15 protein-coding genes are annotated in these 19,270 nt (G+C 64.4%); 12 read left to right on the top strand and 3 right to left on the bottom strand.

The genetic code is table 11. The features are described 5' to 3' along the window. Positions 1-116 precede the first annotated feature (116 nt). Positions 117-1,454, top strand: a complete 1,338-nt coding sequence (locus tag ACNFH5_RS16765) for a DEAD/DEAH box helicase (protein ID WP_416748082.1) — start codon at positions 117-119, stop codon at positions 1,452-1,454. 57 nt (positions 1,455-1,511) lie between these two features. On the opposite strand, the gene ACNFH5_RS16770 is transcribed toward ACNFH5_RS16765, so the two are convergent. Then, positions 1,512-3,176, bottom strand: coding sequence for an MFS transporter (locus ACNFH5_RS16770; protein WP_416747792.1), 1,665 nt, complete (start codon positions 3,174-3,176; stop codon positions 1,512-1,514). Positions 3,177-3,397: 221 nt separating this feature from the next. Between ACNFH5_RS16770 and ACNFH5_RS16775 the strand changes: the two genes are divergently transcribed. Continuing rightward, positions 3,398-4,693 carry a phospholipase gene (locus tag ACNFH5_RS16775; protein WP_416747794.1) on the top strand — a complete coding sequence of 432 codons (1,296 nt, stop codon included), beginning with the start codon at positions 3,398-3,400 and terminating at the stop codon, positions 4,691-4,693. Between the two features lie 57 nt (positions 4,694-4,750). Here ACNFH5_RS16775 and ACNFH5_RS16780 read toward each other — a convergent pair whose 3' ends face one another. Next, positions 4,751-5,014, bottom strand: a complete 264-nt coding sequence (locus ACNFH5_RS16780) for a DUF2790 domain-containing protein (protein WP_138522579.1) — start codon at positions 5,012-5,014, stop codon at positions 4,751-4,753. 463 nt (positions 5,015-5,477) lie between these two features. After that, complete coding sequence (locus ACNFH5_RS16785) at positions 5,478-7,625, bottom strand: FUSC family protein (RefSeq protein WP_416747797.1); 2,148 nt, start codon at positions 7,623-7,625, stop codon at positions 5,478-5,480. 347 nt (positions 7,626-7,972) lie between these two features. Between ACNFH5_RS16785 and ACNFH5_RS16790 the strand changes: the two genes are divergently transcribed. The 10 genes from ACNFH5_RS16790 (at position 7,973) to aotP (ending at position 19,247) form a co-directional block, all read left to right on the top strand. Continuing rightward, the gene (locus tag ACNFH5_RS16790; protein WP_416747799.1) at positions 7,973-8,920 is read left to right on the top strand and encodes a LysR family transcriptional regulator; all 948 of its coding nucleotides are present in this window, start codon (positions 7,973-7,975) and stop codon (positions 8,918-8,920) included. Positions 8,921-9,111: 191 nt separating this feature from the next. Beyond that, entirely contained in the window at positions 9,112-10,146 is a 1,035-nt protein-coding gene (locus ACNFH5_RS16795) for a TRAP transporter substrate-binding protein (protein ID WP_416747801.1), read from the top strand. A gap of 45 nt (positions 10,147-10,191) precedes the next feature. Beyond that, complete coding sequence (locus ACNFH5_RS16800; protein WP_416747803.1) at positions 10,192-10,830, top strand: TRAP transporter small permease; 639 nt, start codon at positions 10,192-10,194, stop codon at positions 10,828-10,830. Continuing rightward, complete coding sequence (dctM, locus tag ACNFH5_RS16805; RefSeq protein ID WP_416747805.1) at positions 10,827-12,107, top strand: C4-dicarboxylate TRAP transporter large permease protein DctM; 1,281 nt, start codon at positions 10,827-10,829, stop codon at positions 12,105-12,107. The genes ACNFH5_RS16800 and dctM overlap by 4 nt, the downstream gene beginning before the upstream one ends. 162 nt (positions 12,108-12,269) lie before the next feature. Further along, the gene (gene acs / locus ACNFH5_RS16810) at positions 12,270-14,225 is read left to right on the top strand and encodes an acetate--CoA ligase (RefSeq protein ID WP_054907236.1); all 1,956 of its coding nucleotides are present in this window, start codon (positions 12,270-12,272) and stop codon (positions 14,223-14,225) included. 792 nt (positions 14,226-15,017) lie between these two features. After that, on the top strand, positions 15,018-15,797 hold the full coding sequence (locus tag ACNFH5_RS16815; protein ID WP_416747807.1) for an ABC transporter substrate-binding protein: 780 nt from the start codon (positions 15,018-15,020) through the stop codon (positions 15,795-15,797). Positions 15,798-15,937: 140 nt separating this feature from the next. After that, complete coding sequence (locus ACNFH5_RS16820) at positions 15,938-16,627, top strand: ABC transporter permease (RefSeq protein WP_348587058.1); 690 nt, start codon at positions 15,938-15,940, stop codon at positions 16,625-16,627. A gap of 16 nt (positions 16,628-16,643) precedes the next feature. Then, complete coding sequence (locus ACNFH5_RS16825) at positions 16,644-17,342, top strand: ABC transporter permease (protein ID WP_413348757.1); 699 nt, start codon at positions 16,644-16,646, stop codon at positions 17,340-17,342. Positions 17,343-17,352: 10 nt separating this feature from the next. Next, complete coding sequence (locus ACNFH5_RS16830) at positions 17,353-18,465, top strand: succinylglutamate desuccinylase/aspartoacylase family protein (protein ID WP_416747810.1); 1,113 nt, start codon at positions 17,353-17,355, stop codon at positions 18,463-18,465. Between the two features lie 17 nt (positions 18,466-18,482). Next, the gene (gene aotP / locus ACNFH5_RS16835; RefSeq protein ID WP_416747812.1) at positions 18,483-19,247 is read left to right on the top strand and encodes an arginine/ornithine transport ATP-binding protein AotP; all 765 of its coding nucleotides are present in this window, start codon (positions 18,483-18,485) and stop codon (positions 19,245-19,247) included. The last annotated feature ends 23 nt before the right edge of the window (positions 19,248-19,270 follow it).

Below are 19,270 nucleotides of genomic sequence, written 5' to 3' on the forward strand. Positions count from 1 at the left end.
GCCGGTACGTTTGTCGGGTTATTGACGCGATGGGACTCACACAGGGACCGCCGGCAATATTTCCAGCGCGCCGGCTCGGCAAACATTAAGCTATGCAGCTATTTGGTCTTTACGTGATATCGAGGTCTGCCTTGTTCTCCCAATTCGCCCTCCACGAACGCCTGCTCAAGGCGCTCGATTCGTTGTCCTTCACCGAGCCGACCCCGGTCCAGGCCGCGGCCATTCCGAAGGCCCTGGAGGGACGCGACCTGCGGGTGACGGCGCAGACCGGCAGCGGCAAGACGGCGGCCTTTGTGCTGCCGTTGCTGCATCGCCTGCTCAGCGAAGAGAAGCCCAAGAGTGGCGCCCGCGCGCTGATCCTGCTGCCGACCCGCGAGCTGGCCCAGCAGACGCTGAAGGAAGTGGAGCGCTTCGCCCAGTTCACCTACATCAAGGCCTGCCTGATCACCGGCGGCGAAGACTTCAAGGTGCAGGGCGCGCGCCTGCGCAAGAACCCGGAAATCATCATCGGCACCCCGGGGCGCCTGAACGAGCAGTTCAACGCCGGCAACCTGCCGCTGGGCGATGTCGAAGTGCTGATTCTCGACGAAGCCGACCGCATGCTCGACATGGGCTTCTCCGAGGACGTGCTCAAGCTGGCCGCGCAGTGCCCCGCCGAGCGCCAGACCCTGCTGTTCTCCGCTACCAGCGGCAGCGGCCTGCACGAGATGGTCGAGAAGGTCCTGCGCGAGCCTGAGGTCCTGCAGCTCAACCGCGTCAGCGAGCTGAACGAGGATGTCAGCCAGCAGGTGATCCTGACCGACGACGTCGGCCACAAGGAAGCCGTGCTGCAGTGGCTGCTGGCCAACGAGACCTATGAGAAGGCCATCGTCTTCACCAATACCCGCGTTGCCGCGGATCGCCTGACCGGTCGCCTGATCGCCGCCGGCCACAAGGTCTTCGTGCTGCACGGCGAGAAGGACCAGAAGGACCGCAAGCTGGCCATCGAGCGCCTCAAGCAGGGCGCGGTGAAGATTCTCGTCGCCACTGACGTGGCTGCCCGTGGTTTGGACGTGGATGGTCTGGACCTGGTGATCAACTTTGACATCCCGCGTCGCGGCGACGAGTACGTGCATCGCATTGGCCGTACCGGTCGTGCAGGCGCTGCGGGCGCGGCGATCTCGCTGGTGGGCCATGGTGACTGGAACCTGATGTCGAGCATCGAGCGCTACCTCAAGCTGCGCTTCGAGCTGCGTACCATCAAGGAACTGAAGGGCACGTACAAGGGGCCGAAGAAGGTCAAGGCGTCGGGTAAGGCCGCCGGCACCAAGAAGAAAAAGGACGATGCGAAGAAGTCCGGCGGCAAGGCGCCGGCGAAGAAGAAACCCGCTTCGAAGCCGAAGTCCGGCCCGTCCAAGGTCGTGAGCCAGGATGGTCTGGCGCCGCTCAAGCGCAAGAAGCCTGCAGCGGAATAAGTCTTTCGCGTCACCCCAACGCCTCCCTGACCGGGAGGCGTTTTTGTTTGTGAGCGGCTAGCCCAGCGTCTCCGGTGGCGCTTCGTAGCTACCTGATTCGTAGCTCACGCCGTGGCGGATCACCGGCGGCGCGTCGCCGTCGTGCAGGCTGGTGACGTTGTCGATGATGGTCTTGTCCTCCAGGGTGAGGCGGTCGAGCATGCGCAGGTGGCCGATCCAGTTGTCCACCAGGAACAGCTCCTGCCAGATTTCCGGGTTGCTCACGTCGCGATATAGCGCCCAGCGTTCGGCGCCGTTGCGCAGGCGCAGGCGGCGCAACGGCTTGGCGGCGCGGACGAAGTCGCGCGTGCGCTCGGCGGGAATCCGGTACTCGATGGAGACCATTACCGAGCCGCGCTCGGGGTTGAACACGAAGGTCGGTTGCCCGGGCACACCGCCCGGTGCGCGGGCGATGCTGGCGGAGTTCAGCTCCGGCAGGCGCGAGTTGTAGAGCAGCGCCACGGAGATCAGCAGCAGGAAACCGGCGGCGATCAGCGCGCCCTGCACACCCATGGTCTCGGCAAAGTGGCCCCAGAGGAAAGAACCCGCCGCCAGCCCGCCGTAGATGGCTGTCTGGTACAGCGCGAGGGCACGCGCCTTGACCCAGTCGGGTACCAGAATCTGCACCGCCGAGTTGTAGGTCGCCACCGCCGCGATCCAGCAGGCGCCACCCAATACCAGTGCAGGGAAGATCACCCAGAGGTTGTCGACCCAGCCCAGGATGAGCATGACCACGGCGAGCGTGGCAGCGGCGAAGCTGATCAGCCGGCTGCTGCCCAGCCACTGCCGCGCCTTGCTCACCACGGTGCTGGCGACGATGGCGCCCAGGCCCAGGGCGCCGAGCATGTAGCCATACACCGAGGCGCTGCCGTCCGGGTTGCGGTGTGCCAGCAGCGGCAGCAGGGCCCAGATGGCGCTTGCCGACAGGCCGAAGACTGCCGAGCGCAGCATCACCAGGCGGGTGACGCTGGAGTACTGGGTGAAACGCAGCGCAGCGATCACGCCTTCGAATATGTGCTCAGGCGGCAGAGTGCGCTTGGGCACGTCGCGGCGCCATTGCCAGATCGCCCAGATCAGCGCGGCGTAGCAGATGCAGTTGAACAGGAAGACCCAGGACGCGCCGGTGGCCGATAGCAGCAGACCGCCGATGGCCGGGCCAACGGCGCGGGCGACGTTGTAGTTGACACTGTTGAGCAGCACCGCATCGCCGAGCATGCGCGGTGGCACCTGCTCGTTCACCGCCGCCTGCCAGGCGGGGATGGTGATCGAGCTGCCCAGCGACAGCCAGAGGATCGACACGATCAGCATCAGCGGGTCGAGATAACCCATGAACGCCAGTACCGTCACCAGCGCGGCGCCGGAGAGTTCCACGGTCAGGCCCACCAGCATGATCTTGCGGCGGTCGTGGTTGTCGGCCAGCACGCCGGACATGATCGACAGCAGCACCAGCGGCAGCGCCGAGGCGACCTGGATCATCGCCACCATCAGCGGGCTGGCGTGGGCTTCGGTGACCACCCAGGCGGCGGCGACCGATTGCGCCCAGGTGCCCAGGTTGGCGAACAGGTTGCAGATCCAGATGATGCGGAACGCGGCGATGCTGAAGGGGGCGAGGACGCCGCTGCGGGATTCGGCTGGATCGGGCTGGAGGGGCAGGTCTTGCTTGGGTGAAACGGACTGCAGCATGGGGACGCCCTTATTTCGAGTGGTCGGTACGCGCTTCGCAGCGGTGCCTTTCCATGCCGGGCAAGTGTAGTGGCTGAGGCGGTTCGCGCCATTGATGATAGTCAGGCGTGGCGTTATCGGAGACATCCGCTGGCAAGCTTCGACAGTGCCCAGCCAGCTTTGTGTTGTTAGGCTGCTTCGGAATTTTCTGTATTGCACTGTCAAATAAGAGCGAAGAGCCGATGAAGCGACTTTCCACCTGCCTGCTGGCCGGCCTGCTGGTCCTGCCGCAAAGCCTCTGGGCCTGGTCCAATCACACCCTGGGCAGCTACATCGCCCTGCAGCAATTGCCCGCTGTCGCTCAGGCGCCGGAGGTCGAGGTAGAGCCGCTGGAGAGCTTCATCAGCCAGCAGCGCGCCGGCCTGGTCAAGCTGCTGGACGAGCAGGAAGCCTACGCCCGCGAACACTTCCGCCAGTACCCGCCGCGCCCGGACGATCTGCGTCTGACCGAGGACGGCCGCGATGACCTGCGCCAGGCCTTCCTCATGGCGCTGCGGCTGAACCCCGAGATCAAACTGGCCACCGCCGTGCAGCCGCCGCCCGGTGGTGAGCTGCCTAATCATGTCGCGCTGCAGCCGGCGCAGGTGCTGGTATTCCGCAACCTGTCCGGCTGGAACCAGTGGCGTTTCGTGCAGTTGCAGGCTGGCGAGAAGATTCCCGCAATCGATGTGCTAGCCAGCGCCGCCGACGAGCCGGACTTCGGCCACGACATCAACCTGTTCAGCGATAACCCTGGCGAAGCCGGCCAGCGCTATGGCTTCGGCACCCAGCCATTCGGCGACCCGCGCTACGAGTTCAGCTCCCAGGCGCCGTTCCACATGGGCTTCTACCACGAGGACGCGATCATCTTCACCGGCGCGCCCTACCTGGAGCGCAACTGGCCGGAGTGGCGCGCCTACCAGTTTTTCGGCCTGGCGCGCTTCGCCTTCCAGAGCGGGCATCCCTACTGGGGCTACCGCTTCCTCGGCTGGGCCATGCACTACATCCAGGACATGACCCAGCCCTATCACTCGACGCCGCTGCCGGGCGAGACCACCGCCAGCATGCTGTGGACGGCGGGCAAGTCCATGGCCGGCTTCGATGCCGACAAGCAGGCGGCAATCCAGCGCGTGGCGGACCGGCATACCGGTGTGGAGCGTTACCAGGTGGACTGGCTGCGCGAGACGCTGCGCCTGGGCGGGCAGTCGCCATTGCTGGCGGCCTATGCGGACGTCGGCACGGACGGCACTTATCCACCGTATTCGACGGAGTATCTGCGTGAAGTGGTGGCGAGCGAGTCCCATGCCCATGCGGCGGCGTTCGACGCGGCGATCGGCCATTGGCTGGAGAACGAGAAGGCGCCGGCGGGGGATTTCAGCGCGGGGAACTCACCGGAGCCGTTCCGCCACGATGAGGCGTTGGATGAGCAGATTCTGCAATTGATCCGGCACTTCGGCGCGCACAGTCGCAACATCGCGAAGGCGGCCCTGCAGCCGTAAAGAGGGCTGGCAGTTACGCCGGGGCTGCGTGGGCCCCGGCGTAACTGCGCAAGTCGCTTAGCCGCCGGAGCAGCCGTTGCCCCACACCTGGTATTCGACGGTGTGACGCTGACCCTGGGAGTCTTCGTAGGTCATGCGTGCCGGCACGATGCCGCATTCGTTGGATACGTCGGTGGTCGAGATCACGTGGGCGACGTCCATTTTCATGTCGTAGGTGTACTGCTCCACGGCCGCGCTTGGCGCCTGGTCGGCGGCGTTCACCTGCTCGGCGAGGGCGAGCGAAGAGAAGCCCAGCATGGCCAGGATGACTACAGCTTTCATGAATTTACCTGCCTTGTTCCCGGTGTCCGGACGTGACGGGTCCGTGACGTTCAGCTCATGGCTGCATCGGGAAGCGTTGGGGAATGATTACGGGTCTTGGGTGGTGTTGCGGCGCGCGCTGTAACAGCACGGAAATAATAGGATTTGCCTGACCTGAGTCATATATCCAGGCGCCAACAAGACTTCGTACTCAGAGGCAACAATCCAGATGTGGCGCGGGTTGCAGGGGTGGTCTTGCGGCGGGCTGTCGCAGGTTCTGGCAATTTCGGAACGCAGTTGCAGGGGGCGCACGAGCGGACTTCGTCCGCGATCGATTCACGGCGCGCCGGAGGCCAATCGCGGGCAGAGTCCGCTCCTACGAAACGATCTGATTCTGTGCCGTGCGGTTCGTGAGCGAGCTCGCTCCTACAGTGGGCGTCAGGTGCTTTTTGTAGGAGCGAGCTTGCTCGCAAACCCGCCCAGCTCAGTCGCGCAGCGGCGACTGCGGATCGAGCAGCGAAGTGCGGATGAAGTGCAGGTAGCTGCACACCCGCCGCAGGGGCGAGGAATCGAAGTGCGGCGGGCGCCGGTCATCGGTGTTGCGGGTTGCGTGGATCGCGTGCTCCACCGCCGCCAGCGCGCGCTGGCGGTTGCTCTCGCTGGGCTGGATGAACAGCCGGATCAGCGCTCGACCCAGGGCGCGAATTGCCCGCCGCCAGGGCATGCGCTCGGCGTACCAGGGCTCCTTCGGCAGGGCCTCTTGCTCGCGACGCAGCTCGATGATCGACAGCCCGATCTCCTGTACCTGGAAGGTCCAGCGCAGCAACCGACGCTGTACATCCGGGCGGCCTGTGGATAACCCATATGCCTGGTTCAACAGATCGCGGGTGCCGCTTTCGAAATTCGACGACAGGCCCTTCAGCGGATCGCTGATCACCCGCACCACGCGCAGGCGCAGTTCAGCTTCGAGGCGCTCCCACAGCCACGGCCGGTTCGGCGGCAGGATGACAATCGCCGCGACCACCGCCATGCCCATCGACAGCAGCATCGCCAGGTATTCATTGATGAAGGTGTAGGCGTCGTAGCGCGCCAGGTTGGCCGGCAGCGAGGCGATGCAGAACCACACCAGCAGGCCGACACCGTAACCGCTCCATTTGGGCCGGGTAATCAGGAAGGCGCCGAGGGCGAACACCGGCGCGAGCACGAAGCACAGCAGCGGGAAGCCATCGATGTGCGGCAGCACGCGGAAGGTGAGGATGAAACCGAGGGTGGCGCCGAGCAGCGTGCCGAGGGTCAGCTGCAGCGACAGGCGCTTGGGGTTGGGCGACGCGGAGGACAGCGCGGCGATCAGCACCGAGGTCAGCGCGAAGGTGGCGCCGCTGAGCCAGGACGTTTCGATCCAGAACACCCCGCCGACTATCACCAGCAGCGCGCAGCGGAAGCCCGCGACGGCTGCGGCAAGCGCATTGGCCTTGGGCGTGAAACGCTCCTTCCACTGCTCGCGTTCGTGCTTGTGCGCGGCGAGCGAGGCATGGGTCTGCGCATAGTTGTGCATGTCGTCGACGAAGCGGAAGAGCAGTTCGGCGGCGGTCTCGAAATCCAGCTGGTCGGCTTCCCGCGGGCAGGTGTGGCCGAGGCTGGCGCGGGCTTCGCGGATGCGCGGCATCAGGTGATGCTTGCACAGTTCGAGCTGCACGCTCAGGCGCTCGGCGTCCGCTTCAGCCAGTGGCCGGCCGTGCCAACTGGCGAGCAGTTCGCTGACGTCGATTAGGCACGGCATCAGCACTTCCAGCACGTTGCTGGCCTGGCGCTCGCGTAGGCGATCGAGCAGACGCTGCAGGGCATGGAAGCGTGTGGTCAGCTGCATGAACTCGCTGTTCAGTCGCGCCAGGCGGCCGCTGCGCAGGCGCATGTGCGGGTCTTCGAAGGCGGTGACGTTGCGCAGGCTTTCCAGGCCCACCACCTCGGCGGCGATTCGCGCACTGGCCTGCTCGAAGCGCTCACGCTCCAGGGTGCCGTCGAGGCCGGCGCTGGCGAGACCGGCGAAGTCGCCGAAGCGGGTGTTCAGCGCGTTGCGCAGGGCGGCGGTGCTGGTCTGCGGCAGGACGATGGCGCTGACCACGCCGGTGCACAGGATGCCCAGGGTGATCTCGATCACCCGCCATAGCGCCTGCATGAAGGCGCCTTCAGGATGCAGGGTGGCGGGGATGCCGATCATGACCGCGGTGTAGCCGGCGAGCAGGCAGGCGTAGGCACGAAAGTCCCGGTAGCGCGCCGCGCCGGCCGTGCACAGCCCGACCCAGATCGCCACGCAGAGCAGGAACAGCACCCGCTCCTGGGCGAACAGGGCGATGAAGGTGACCATCACCGTGAGCCCGGCGAGGGTGCCGAGGATACGGTAGAAACTCTTTGCCAGTACCTGGCCGCTCTGCGGCTGCAGCACGATGAAGGCGCTGACCAGCACGGTATTGGGCTGCGGCAGCTCCAGGCGGTACGCCAGCCACAGGGCGGTGAAGGCGGTGATCAGCGTCTTGAGGATGAACATCCAGGTGACGCCGTCGGTGTGCGCCCAGTCGGACAGGGCGAAGCGCACCGCGGCGGCCTTGTGCAGGCGCACGGACAAACTGCTCATCGGGCTTATCTCGGCAGGCGGTGGTCGGGCTGGGTCGGGCTTTGATAACCCTGTAGTTCTAAGGCGGAGCGAAGGGGTGGCAGCACGTTGCACGAAAGGCGGAGCACGGGTGCGAATCCTGGGGTGTCGCGGCGGGCCGCGTTGGGGAGGGCGATTCTAGAAGTGCGCCGGGGGGCAGGATAAGCTGACGGTTGGATGAATTATTGTTGCCTGAAAGGACAATAATCCCGTCGCGACAGGTATGCGACAATTCGCCGCCTGTCATGAATCTGTAACAAGGCGTTGCCCGTTCGAGCGCCGTTGCAGAGGCCGCCCGCCGTGGCGTGGACAGGCTCTCAGGAGAAATGATGGACCTGCTGCACAACATGCGTGCTTTTGTCTGTGTCGCCGAGACCGGCAGCTTCACCGCCGCCGCCCAGCGCATGGACCTCACCACCGCCTACGTCTCGCGGACGGTGGCCAAGCTCGAAGCGCACCTGCGTACCCGCCTGCTGCACCGTACTACCCGCCGCATCGCCCTCACTGAAGCCGGCCAGCGCTACCTGCAGCGCTGCCAGCAGATCCTCGGCTACATCGAGGAAGCCGAGGCCGAGGCCGGCGACGCCCACGCCCGGCCTCACGGCAAGGTGAAGGTGCATGCCATGACCGGCATCGGCCAGCACTACCTGATCCGCGCGATCTCGCAGTACTGCGAGATCTACCCGGAGGTCACCTTCGACCTGACCCTGGCCAACCGCATCACCGACATCCTTGACGAGGGCTACGACATCTCCGTGGTGATCGCCCAGGAGTTGCCGGACTCGGGCTTCGTTTCCAAGCGCATCGGCAAGACCTACAGCGTGCTCTGTGCTTCGCCCGAGTACGTGGCGCGCCACGGCATGCCGAAGAAGCTCGCGGAGCTGACCGATCATCGCTGCCTGCGCCTGGTGAACTCGGTGATGTCCCTGGACAAGTGGCTGTTCGACGGCCCCGACGGCCAGGAAATGGTCGGCATCAACCAGACCCATTTCCAGGTCAACACCGCCGACGCCATGACCGAGGCTGTGCGCGCCGGCATGGGCATTGGCGCGCTGCCGGTGTACTCCGCCGTGCAGGGGCTGAAGGATGGCAGCCTGGTGCGCGTGCTGCCCGATTACAGCCTGTTCCATCTCAACGTCTATGCGCTATACCCGTCGCGCCAGTACCTCGACGCGAAGATCCGCACCTGGGTGGAATTCCTCCGTGACTGCGTACCCGGCATGCTCGAAGAGCATGAGCGGATGATGCTCGAGCACCGAACGCGGCTGCCCGTGTGAGGCAACTGCCACACTGAGTCCTCCCGCGCCCGGCCTTCGCCGGGCGTTTTTTTCCTGTGTGGCGTTCGGTACATACGAACGCCGCTTTGGGAAAAGATGAATTCTCCGAACGCAAACATTTGCGTCAGTCTCCCAGCGAGCCTGTCGCCAGGCTCACCTCGCAAGCACAAGAACAAATTGAGGGTGACGCGATGTTTGGAACCATGGGGCGGGCGTTGCTCGCCGTCCTGGCGTTGGCCTGCGCTACTGCCATTCAGGCTGCCGATGACCCGCAGACTGCCAATGAACCGCGGACTTCGAATGAACCAATAGTGATCAAGTTCGCCCACGTGGTCGCGGAGAACACGCCCAAGGGGCAGGGCGCGCTGATGTTCAAGCGCCTGGCCGAGGAACGGCTGCCCGGCCGCGTGCGTGTGGAGGTCTACCCGAACTCCTCACTGTTCGGCGACGGCAAGGAGATGGAAGCGCTGCTGCTGGGTGACGTGCAGATGCTCGCGCCGTCGCTGGCCAAGTTCGAGCAGTACACCAGGAAGGTGCAGATCTTCGACCTGCCGTTTCTCTTCGACGATATCGATGCCGTCGACAACTTCCAGCGCAGCCCGCAGGGCCAGAGCCTGCTGACCAGCATGCAGGGCAAGGGCATCCTCGGCCTGGCCTACTGGCACAACGGGATGAAGCAGCTGTCGGCCAACCGCCTGCTGCTGGAACCCAGCGATGCGCGCGGACTGAAGTTTCGCGTGCAGGCCTCGGATGTGCTCAACGAGCAGTTCCGCACGTTGCGCGCGATCTCCCGCAAGATGTCCTTCGCCGAGGTCTACCAGGGCCTGCAGACCGGCGTGGTGAATGGCACCGAGAACACCTGGTCGAACTACGAGAGCCAGAAGGTCAACGAGGTGCAGAAGTACTTCACCGAGTCCAACCACGGGCTGGTGGACTACATGGTGATCACCAACGCGAAGTTCTGGAACGGCCTGCCGCCGGACCTGCGCGCCGAGCTGCAGAAGATCATGGCCGAGGTCACCGTGAAGGTGAACCAGGAAGCCGAGCGGCTGAACCGCGATGCCCGCCAGCGCATCCTCGCCAGCGGCACCAGCGAGATCCACCCGCTCACCGCGCAGCAGCGCGCCGACTGGCGCCAGGCGATGCAGCCGGTGTGGCAGAAATTCCGCGACAACGTCGGCGCCGATTTCCTCCAGGCCGCCGAAGCCTCCAACCGTCCCCATTGATCCGTCCGGCCCCGCCGGATGGCGGGGCTTTCTGGAGCCTTTTCCATGAACCGACTCGTGCGCGTCTGGAACCACTTCGAGGAAGGCGCCATCGCCTTTCTGCTGGCGGCGATGACGCTGGTGACTTTCGTCTACGTGGTGCTGACCAACGTCTTCACCCTGTTCTATGACCTGGGCGACCGTCTGCCGTCGCTGCAGGGGCCGTTCTACGCCATCGGCGACGCGATACTCGGCGTGGCGCAGGACATGTCCTGGAGCAATGCGCTGACCAAGGCGCTGTTCGGCTGGCTGATTTTCTTCGGCATCGCCTATGGCGTGCGCACCGCCGGCCACCTGGGGGTGGACGCGCTGGTGAAGCTGGCGCCGCGCCCGATACAGCGCGGCATCGGCGTGCTCGCCTGCCTCTGCTGCCTGGGCTACGCCGGGCTGTTCATGGTCGCCAGCTTCGACTGGGTGAAGACCCTGTTCATCGCCGGCATTGGCGCCGAAGACCTCGACCACTTCGGCATCCTCCAGGCTTACATCGCGGTGATCGTGCCCATCGGCTTTGGCCTGGTGCTCCTGCGCTACCTGGAAATCCTCGTCAACCTGTTGCGCGGCCGCCAGCTCGGCCTGGGCCTCGCCGACGAGGCCGCGGAAGCCTCGAAGCTGGCCGGCGAAGAAGCCGCGGAGAATCGTCCATGACCGTGATGATCCTGTTCCTCCTGCTGTTCGTCTTCATGTTCATCGGCGTGCCCATCGCGATTTCCCTGGGCCTGTCCGGCGCGCTGACGATTCTCTTGTTCAGCCCGGATTCGGTGCGCTCGCTGGCGATCAAGCTGTTCGAGACTTCCGAGGCCTACACGCTGCTGGCGATCCCGTTCTTCCTGCTGTCCGGCGCGTTCATGACCACCGGCGGCGTGGCCCGCCGGCTGATCGACTTCGCCAACGCCTGCGTCGGCCACATCCGTGGCGGCCTGGCGATCGCGGCGGTGCTGGCGTGCATGCTGTTCGCTGCGCTGTCCGGTTCCTCGCCGGCGACTGTGGCGGCCGTGGGCTCGATTGCCGTGGCCGGCATGGTGCGTTCGGGCTATCCGCGTGAGTTCGGCGCCGGGATCATCTGCAACGCCGGGACCCTGGGCATCCTGATTCCGCCATCGATCGTCATGGTGGTGTACTCCGCCGCCACCGAGACTTCGGTGGGCAAGCTATTCGTCGCCGGTGTGGTGCCGGGCCTGCTGCTGGGCGTGATCCTGATGGTGGTGATCTACATCGTCGCGCGGGTAAAGAAGCTGCCGGCGCAACCGCGCGCCAGCCTGCGCGAATGGCTGTCCGCTGCACGTCGCGCGGGTTGGGGGCTGTTGCTGCTGGTGATCATCCTCGGCGGTATCTACTCGGGCCTGTTCACACCCACCGAGGCGGCGGCGGTGGCGGCGGTCTATTCGGCCTTCGTCGCGCTGTTCGTCTACAAGGACATGCGCCTGCGCGATTGTCCCAAGGTGCTGGTGGAGTCCGGGCGACTGAGCATCATGCTGATGTTCATCATCGCCAACGCCATGCTCTTCGCCCATGTGCTGACCACCGAGCAGATTCCCCAGCAGATCACCGAGTGGGTGATGCAGGAGGGGCTGACGCCTATCGGCTTCCTGCTGATGGTGAACATCGTGCTGCTGGTGGCCGGCAGCTTCATGGAGCCGTCGGCCATCGTGCTGATCCTGGCGCCGATCTTCTTCCCCATCGCCATGCGCCTGGGTATCGACCCGATCCACCTGGGGATAGTCATGGTGGTGAACATGGAGATCGGCCTGGTGCACCCGCCGGTGGGGCTCAACCTGTTCGTCACCTCGGCGGTCACCGGCCTGCCGCTGGGGGCGACCATCCGCGCGGCGCTGCCGTGGCTGATGATCCTGCTGCTGTTCCTGATCCTGGTGACCTACGTGCCCTACATCTCGCTGGCGCTGCCCCACGCCCTTGGTATGTGACAGGTTGTCGCGGCCCCATGAGCCTGTTGCCAAAACAACGGCTTATGGGGCCCATCACTACGACTAAGGATTGGTAAGACCATGGTCGTATGGTTCGGGGAAGGGTGTCGCCGTTACAACTTAGGGCAACAAAAACAACACTCTTCACCGAGGTAAAACGCCATGACAGCGGCATCCGTGTACCCCGTGCGTCCCGAAGTGGCCGCGACCACTCTGACCGACGAGGCCACCTACAAGAAGCTGTACCAGCAGTCGGTGGTCAACCCCGACGGCTTCTGGCGCGAACAGGCCCAGCGCATCGACTGGATCAAGCCGTTCACCAAGGTCAAGCAGACCTCCTTCGATGACCACCACGTGGACATCAAGTGGTTCGCCGACGGCACCCTGAACCTCTCCTACAACTGCCTCGACCGCCACCTGGCCGAGCGCGGCGACCAGCTCGCCATCATCTGGGAAGGCGACGATCCTTCCGAGCACAAGGAAATCACCTACCGCGAACTGCACGAGCAGGTCTGCAAGTTCGCCAACGCCCTGCGCGGCCAGGACGTGCACCGTGGCGACGTGGTGACCATCTACATGCCGATGATCCCGGAAGCCGTGGTCGCCATGCTGGCCTGTGCCCGCATCGGTGCGATCCACTCCGTGGTGTTCGGCGGCTTCTCCCCCGAAGCGCTGGCCGGTCGTATCATCGACTGCCGCTCCAAAGTCGTGATCACTGCAGACGAAGGTCTGCGCGGCGGCAAGAAGACCCCGCTCAAGGCCAACGTCGATGACGCCCTGACCAACCCGGAAACCAACAGCGTGCAGAAGATCATCGTCTGCAAGCGCACCGGTTCGGACATCAAGTGGAACCAGCACCGCGACGTGTGGTTCGAGGACCTGATGAAGGTCGCAGGCTCCACCTGCGCACCGAAGGAAATGGGCGCCGAGGACCCGCTGTTCATCCTCTACACCTCCGGCTCCACCGGTAAACCCAAGGGCGTGCTGCACACCACCGGCGGCTACCTGGTCTACGCCTCGCTGACCCATGAGCGGGTGTTCGACTACCGTCCGGGCGAAGTCTTCTGGTGCACCGCCGACATCGGCTGGGTCACCGGTCACACCTACGTCGTCTACGGTCCGCTGGCCAATGGCGCGACCACTGTGCTGTTCGAAGGCGTGCCGAACTATCCGGATATCTCCCGCGTCGCCAAGATCGTCGACAAGCACAAGGTCAACATCCTCTACACCGCACCGACCGCCATCCGCGCCATGATGGCCGAGGGCAAGGCGGCGGTCGAAGGCGCCGACGGCTCTAGCCTGCGCCTGCTGGGTTCGGTGGGCGAGCCGATCAACCCGGAAGCCTGGCAGTGGTATTACGAGACCGTCGGCCAGTCGCGCTGCCCGATCGTCGACACCTGGTGGCAGACCGAAACCGGCGCCTGCCTGATGACTCCGCTGCCGGGCGCCCACGGCCTGAAGCCGGGCTCCGCCGCCAAGCCGTTCTTCGGTGTGGTGCCGGCGCTGGTGGACAACCTGGGCAACATCCTGGAAGGGGCCACCGAGGGCAACCTGGTGATCCTGGATTCCTGGCCGGGCCAGGCGCGTACCCTGTATGGCGACCACGACCGCTACGTGGACACCTACTTCAAGACCTTCAAGGGCATGTACTTCACCGGCGACGGCGCCCGTCGCGATGAGGACGGCTACTACTGGATCACCGGCCGCGTCGATGACGTGCTCAACGTCTCCGGCCACCGCATGGGCACCGCCGAGATCGAGAGCGCCCTGGTGGCTCACCCGAAAGTGGCCGAGGCCGCGGTGGTTGGCGTGCCGCACGACATCAAGGGGCAGGGCATCTATGTCTACGTCACCCTGAATGCCGGTGAGGAGACCAACGAGCAACTGCGCCAGGAACTGCGTGCCTGGGTGCGCAAGGAAATCGGCCCGATCGCCACCCCGGACGTAATCCAGTGGGCGCCCGGCCTGCCGAAGACCCGCTCGGGCAAGATCATGCGCCGCATCCTGCGCAAGATCGCCACGGCCGAGTACGACACCCTGGGTGACATCTCCACCCTGGCCGATCCGGGTGTGGTACAGCACCTGATCGACACGCACCAGGCCATGCGCGCGGCCTGATCTGCGATCTGAAGAAAAACGCCCCGCTTGCCGGGGCGTTTTTCTTTTCTGCGTTTTGGCTTTTCGTAGGAGCGAGCTTGCTCGCGAACGCATGGCGCGGCGTTATATCGGTTCGCGAGCAAGCTCGCTCCTACAGCAGTATCTCGCACCAGAGTGCGTTCGTAGGCGCGAGCAAGCTCGCTCCTACAGCAGGATCTCGTACCAGGGTGCGTTTCGTAGGAGCAAGCTTGCTCGCGAACAGGCCATGAAGCGGATGACGTGCCAGCGTTTCCGCCCTGCGCACTGCACACTGGTGTGTTCCTGAGAGCGAAGAATTCCTCCGTGGAGGACTCGCGGACAAGGTCCGTTCCTACAGTGTGCTTCCTGCCCACCGGTAACATTTCCCTGCGACAAAATGAGGCGCCAGGAAACAATTCGCACAGCTTCGGTGCGTCTTTTCTGCGCGCGCGGAATGAGTCAATATCGCGCACCCCGCGCCGCTCCTGGAGATTTGATTTTGTGGCCCAATTACTGCAGGTAAATTGGGTTTTACTACCCGCTTTCAGATCACGTAAACTCCGCGCCGTCAAGCCGCGGGGGCCTAGTCTCCCGCGCTTCTATAATTACTTGTCGCATTGAAGAAATAACCGCTCAGGGGCTGTCGCTAGAATGCCGCTCACCCCGGTAGGCGCGCTTTTCACAAGAATCGCGCCGGCAATGCGCAGACGAACAATAACCTTCACTTCTGCACGGGCAGCCTGGGCCAACCCCTTTCTCCTGCCAATCGAAGTCCTACCCTCGAAGGAGTTACTGATGAAGAAGTTTGCACTTCTCGGTGCGCTGGCCCTGTCCGCGCTTTCCCTGGTTGCCCACGCTGACGACAAGCCGGTCCGCATCGGCATCGAAGCCGGCTATCCGCCTTTCTCCTTCAAGACTCCCGACGGCAAGCTCGCCGGTTTCGATGTGGATATCGGCAACGCCCTGTGCGAAGAGATGAAGGTCAAATGTACCTGGGTCGAGCAGGAATTCGACGGCCTGATCCCGGCGCTGAAGGTTCGCAAGATCGACGCCATCCTCTCGTCCATGACCATCACCGACGAGCGCAAGAAGTCCGTCGACTTCACCAACAAGTACTACCACACCCCCGCGCGCTTCGTGATGAAGGAAGGCGTGACCCTGAACGATCCGCTGGCGGACCTGAAGGGCAAGAAGGTCGGTGTGCTGCGCGCTTCGACCCATGATCGCTACGCTACCGACGTCCTGGCTCCGGCCGGCATCGAAGTGGTGCGCTACAACTCCCAGAACGAAGCCAACATGGACCTGGTCTCCGGCCGCATCGACGCGACCATGGCCGACTCGGTCAACCTCGACGATGGCTTCCTGAAAACCGACGCCGGCAAGGGCTACGCCTTCGTAGGTCCGGAATACAATGATCCGAAGTACTTCGGTGGTGGCGCCGGCATCGCCGTGCGCAAGGGTGATACCGCCCTGGTCGAGAAATTCAACACGGCCATCGCCGGCATCCGTGCCAACGGCAAGTACAAGCAAGTACAGGACAAGTACTTCAAGTTCGACGTCTACGGCGAGAACTGATCTACGTCCAGAAGTGGCACAGACCCAGGCCTGATCCTGAAGTTTGTGCCACTTTTTTATTGGGGGTGAGCCTGCAGTCGCGCTTGCCCTGAGCGTCCGTGTCGTTGCGGGCGGCGTCCGGTTTCACGAGGTACGAAATTATGCTCAATGGCTACGGAGCTACCATCGTCGATGGTGCCTGGCTGACGCTTCAGCTCTCCCTGCTGTCGATGGCCCTGGCGATCGCGCTGGGTCTGCTCGGTGCGGCCATCCGCCTGTCGCCGGTGAAATGGCTGGCCTGGTGCGGCGACCTCTATTCCACCGTGATCCGTGGCGTACCGGACCTCGTGCTGATCCTGCTGATCTTCTACGGCGGCCAGGCCGCCGTGAACTGGGTTGCGCCCATGGTCGGCTATGACGACTACATCGACCTCAACCCCTTCGCCTCCGGCGTCGGCACCCTGGGCTTCATCTTCGGCGCCTACCTGTCCGAGACCTTCCGTGGCGCCTTCATGGCCATCCCGAAAGGGCAGGGCGAGGCCGGCTTCGCCTACGGTATGAGCCCGCTTCAGGTGTTCTTCCGTATCCAGGTGCCGCAGATGATCCGCCTGGCCATCCCCGGCTTCACCAACAACTGGCTGGTGCTGGTCAAGGCTACCGCGCTGATCTCCGTGGTCGGTCTGCAGGACATGATGTTCAAGGCCAAGCAGGCCTCGGACGCCACCCGCGAACCCTTCACCTATTTCCTTGCCGTGGCGGCGCTGTACCTGGTGGTCACCAGCGTTTCCCTGGTGCTGCTGCGCATGCTCGAACGCCGCTATTCGGTCGGCGTGAAAGTCGCCGAGCTTTGAGACCGGGAGCCCTCGAATGATCTTTGATTTTTCCGTCATCTGGGACAGCCTGCCGCTCTACTTCAGCGGCCTGCTGGTGACCCTCAAGCTGCTGGCGATCTCGCTGTTCTTCGGCCTGCTGGCGGCGGTGCCGCTGGCGCTGATGCGCTGCTCGAAGAACCCGGCGGTGAACCTGCCCGCGTGGCTCTACACCTACGTGATCCGCGGCACCCCGATGCTGGTGCAGCTGTTCCTGATCTACTACGGTCTGGCGCAGTTCGAGTTCGTGCGTGAAAGCGCCATGTGGCCGCTGCTGTCCAACGCCACCTTCTGTGCCTGCGCGGCGTTTGCCATCAACACCAGTGCCTATACCGCCGAAATTCTTGCCGGCAGCATCCGTGCGACCCCGCATGGCGAGATCGAAGCCGCCAAGGCCATGGGCATGTCGCGGATCAAGATGTACCGCCGCATCCTGCTGCCCTCGGCCCTGCGCCGCGCGCTGCCGCAGTACAGCAACGAAGTGATCATGATGCTGCAGACCACCAGCCTTGCGTCCATCGTGACCCTGGTGGACATCACCGGCGCTGCGCGCACCGTGTACTCGCAGTACTACCTGCCGTTCGAGGCGTTCATCACCGCCGGCATCTTCTACCTGATCATGACCTTCACCCTGGTGCGCCTGTTCAAGTTGGCCGAGCGCCGCTGGCTGGCCTATCTCGCGCCGCGCAAGCACTGAGGAAAAGACCGTGGAACGTATCGATCATCTGTTGCCGTGGAGCAGCCTTGGCAGCGAACGCCGCCTGAGCGTGTTCCGCTACGGCAAGGGCCCGCGCAAGGTCTACATCCAGTCCAGCCTGCACGCCGACGAGCTGCCGGGCATGCGCACCGCCTGGGAACTCAAGCAACGCCTGGCCGACCTTGAGTCGCGCGGGCAGCTGAACTGCGTCGTCGAACTGGTGCCGGTGGCCAACCCCATCGGCCTGGGCCAGACCCTGCAGGCAAGCCACCTGGGTCGTTTCGAGTTCGGTAGCGGGAAAAACTTCAACCGCGATTTCGTCGAGCTCTCCGCTCTGGTAGCCGAGCTCATCGGCGACAAGCTGGGCGCTGATGAGGCCGCCAACGTCGAGCTGATCCGCCAGGCCATGCGTGAAGGTCTCGATGCCCTGCCGCCGGCCTCGTCGGAGCTGCAGGGCATGCAGCGCATACTGCTGCGCCATGCTTGCGATGCCGAAGTGGTGCTCGATCTGCACTGCGACTTCGACGCCGCCATCCACGTCTACGCGATCCCGCAGCACTGGCCGCGCTGGAAGTCCCTGGCCGCGCGCCTCAAGGCTGGCGTGGCGCTGCTTGCTGAAGATTCCGGCGGCAGCTCCTTCGATGAATCCTGCTCGCTGCCCTGGCTGCGTTTGGCGCAGGCCTTCCCGCAGGCGGCGATTCCGCTGGCGTGCCTGGCGACCACCGTCGAGCTGGGCGGCGTGGGCGATACCCGCGTCGACCAGGCACAGGACAATTGCGAAGCCATCCTCGGCTTCCTGGCCGAGCAGGGCCTGATCGCAGGCGACTGGCCGGCGGCGTCGGCCGAGTGCTGCGAAGGCATGCCCTTCGAAGGCACCGAATACCTCTATGCACCCCACGCTGGCGTAGTGAGTTTCCTGCGCAAGGCGGGGGAGTGGGTGGAGAAGGGCGACGCGCTGTTCGAGGTGGTCGACCCGCTGAACGACCAGGTCAGCACCGTTCGCGCCGGGACTTCCGGCGTGCTGTTCGCCATCGAGCGTGGGCGCTATGCCCAGCCGGGGCTTTGGCTGGCCAAGGTGGCCGGGCGTGAGCCGTTCCGCAAGGGCCGGCTGATCAACGACTGAATTCGAGAACCGACACCATGTACAAACTGGAAATCCAGGACCTGCACAAGCGCTATGGCACCCACGAGGTGCTCAAGGGCGTCTCCATGGCGGCGAAAGCGGGCGACGTGATCAGCATCATCGGCTCGTCCGGCTCGGGCAAGAGTACCTTCCTGCGCTGCATCAACCTGCTGGAGCAGCCCCACGCCGGCAAGATCCTGCTCAACGGCGAAGAGCTCAAGCTCACCCCGAACAAGGATGGTGCGCTCAAGGCCGCCGATGCCAAGCAGTTGCAGCGCATGCGCTCGCGTCTGTCGATGGTGTTCCAGCACTTCAACCTGTGGTCGCACATGAGCGCCCTGGAAAACGTCATCGAAGCGCCGGTCCACGTACTGGGCGTGTCGAAGAAAGAGGCGCTGGAAAAGGCCGAGCACTACCTGGCGAAAGTCGGTGTTGCGCACCGCAAGGATGCCTACCCCGCGCATATGAGTGGCGGCGAGCAGCAACGCGTGGCGATTGCCCGTGCCCTGGCGGTCGAGCCGGAAGTGATGCTGTTTGACGAACCGACCTCGGCGCTCGACCCCGAGCTGGTCGGTGAAGTCCTGCGGGTAATGCAGGACCTGGCCCAGGAAGGCCGCACCATGGTGGTGGTGACCCACGAGATGGGCTTCGCCCGCGAGGTCTCCAACCAATTGGTGTTCCTGCACAAGGGGCTGGTGGAAGAGGCGGGCTGCCCGAAGGAAGTCCTGGCCAATCCGCAATCCGAACGCCTCAAGCAGTTCCTTTCCGGCAGCTTGAAGTAAGCTGTCTGTTACCGTCGCCTGGT

Origin of the sequence: Pseudomonas sp. NY15435, assembly GCF_048068295.1 — a bacterium.
Taxonomy (GTDB): Bacteria; Pseudomonadota; Gammaproteobacteria; order Pseudomonadales; family Pseudomonadaceae; genus Pseudomonas.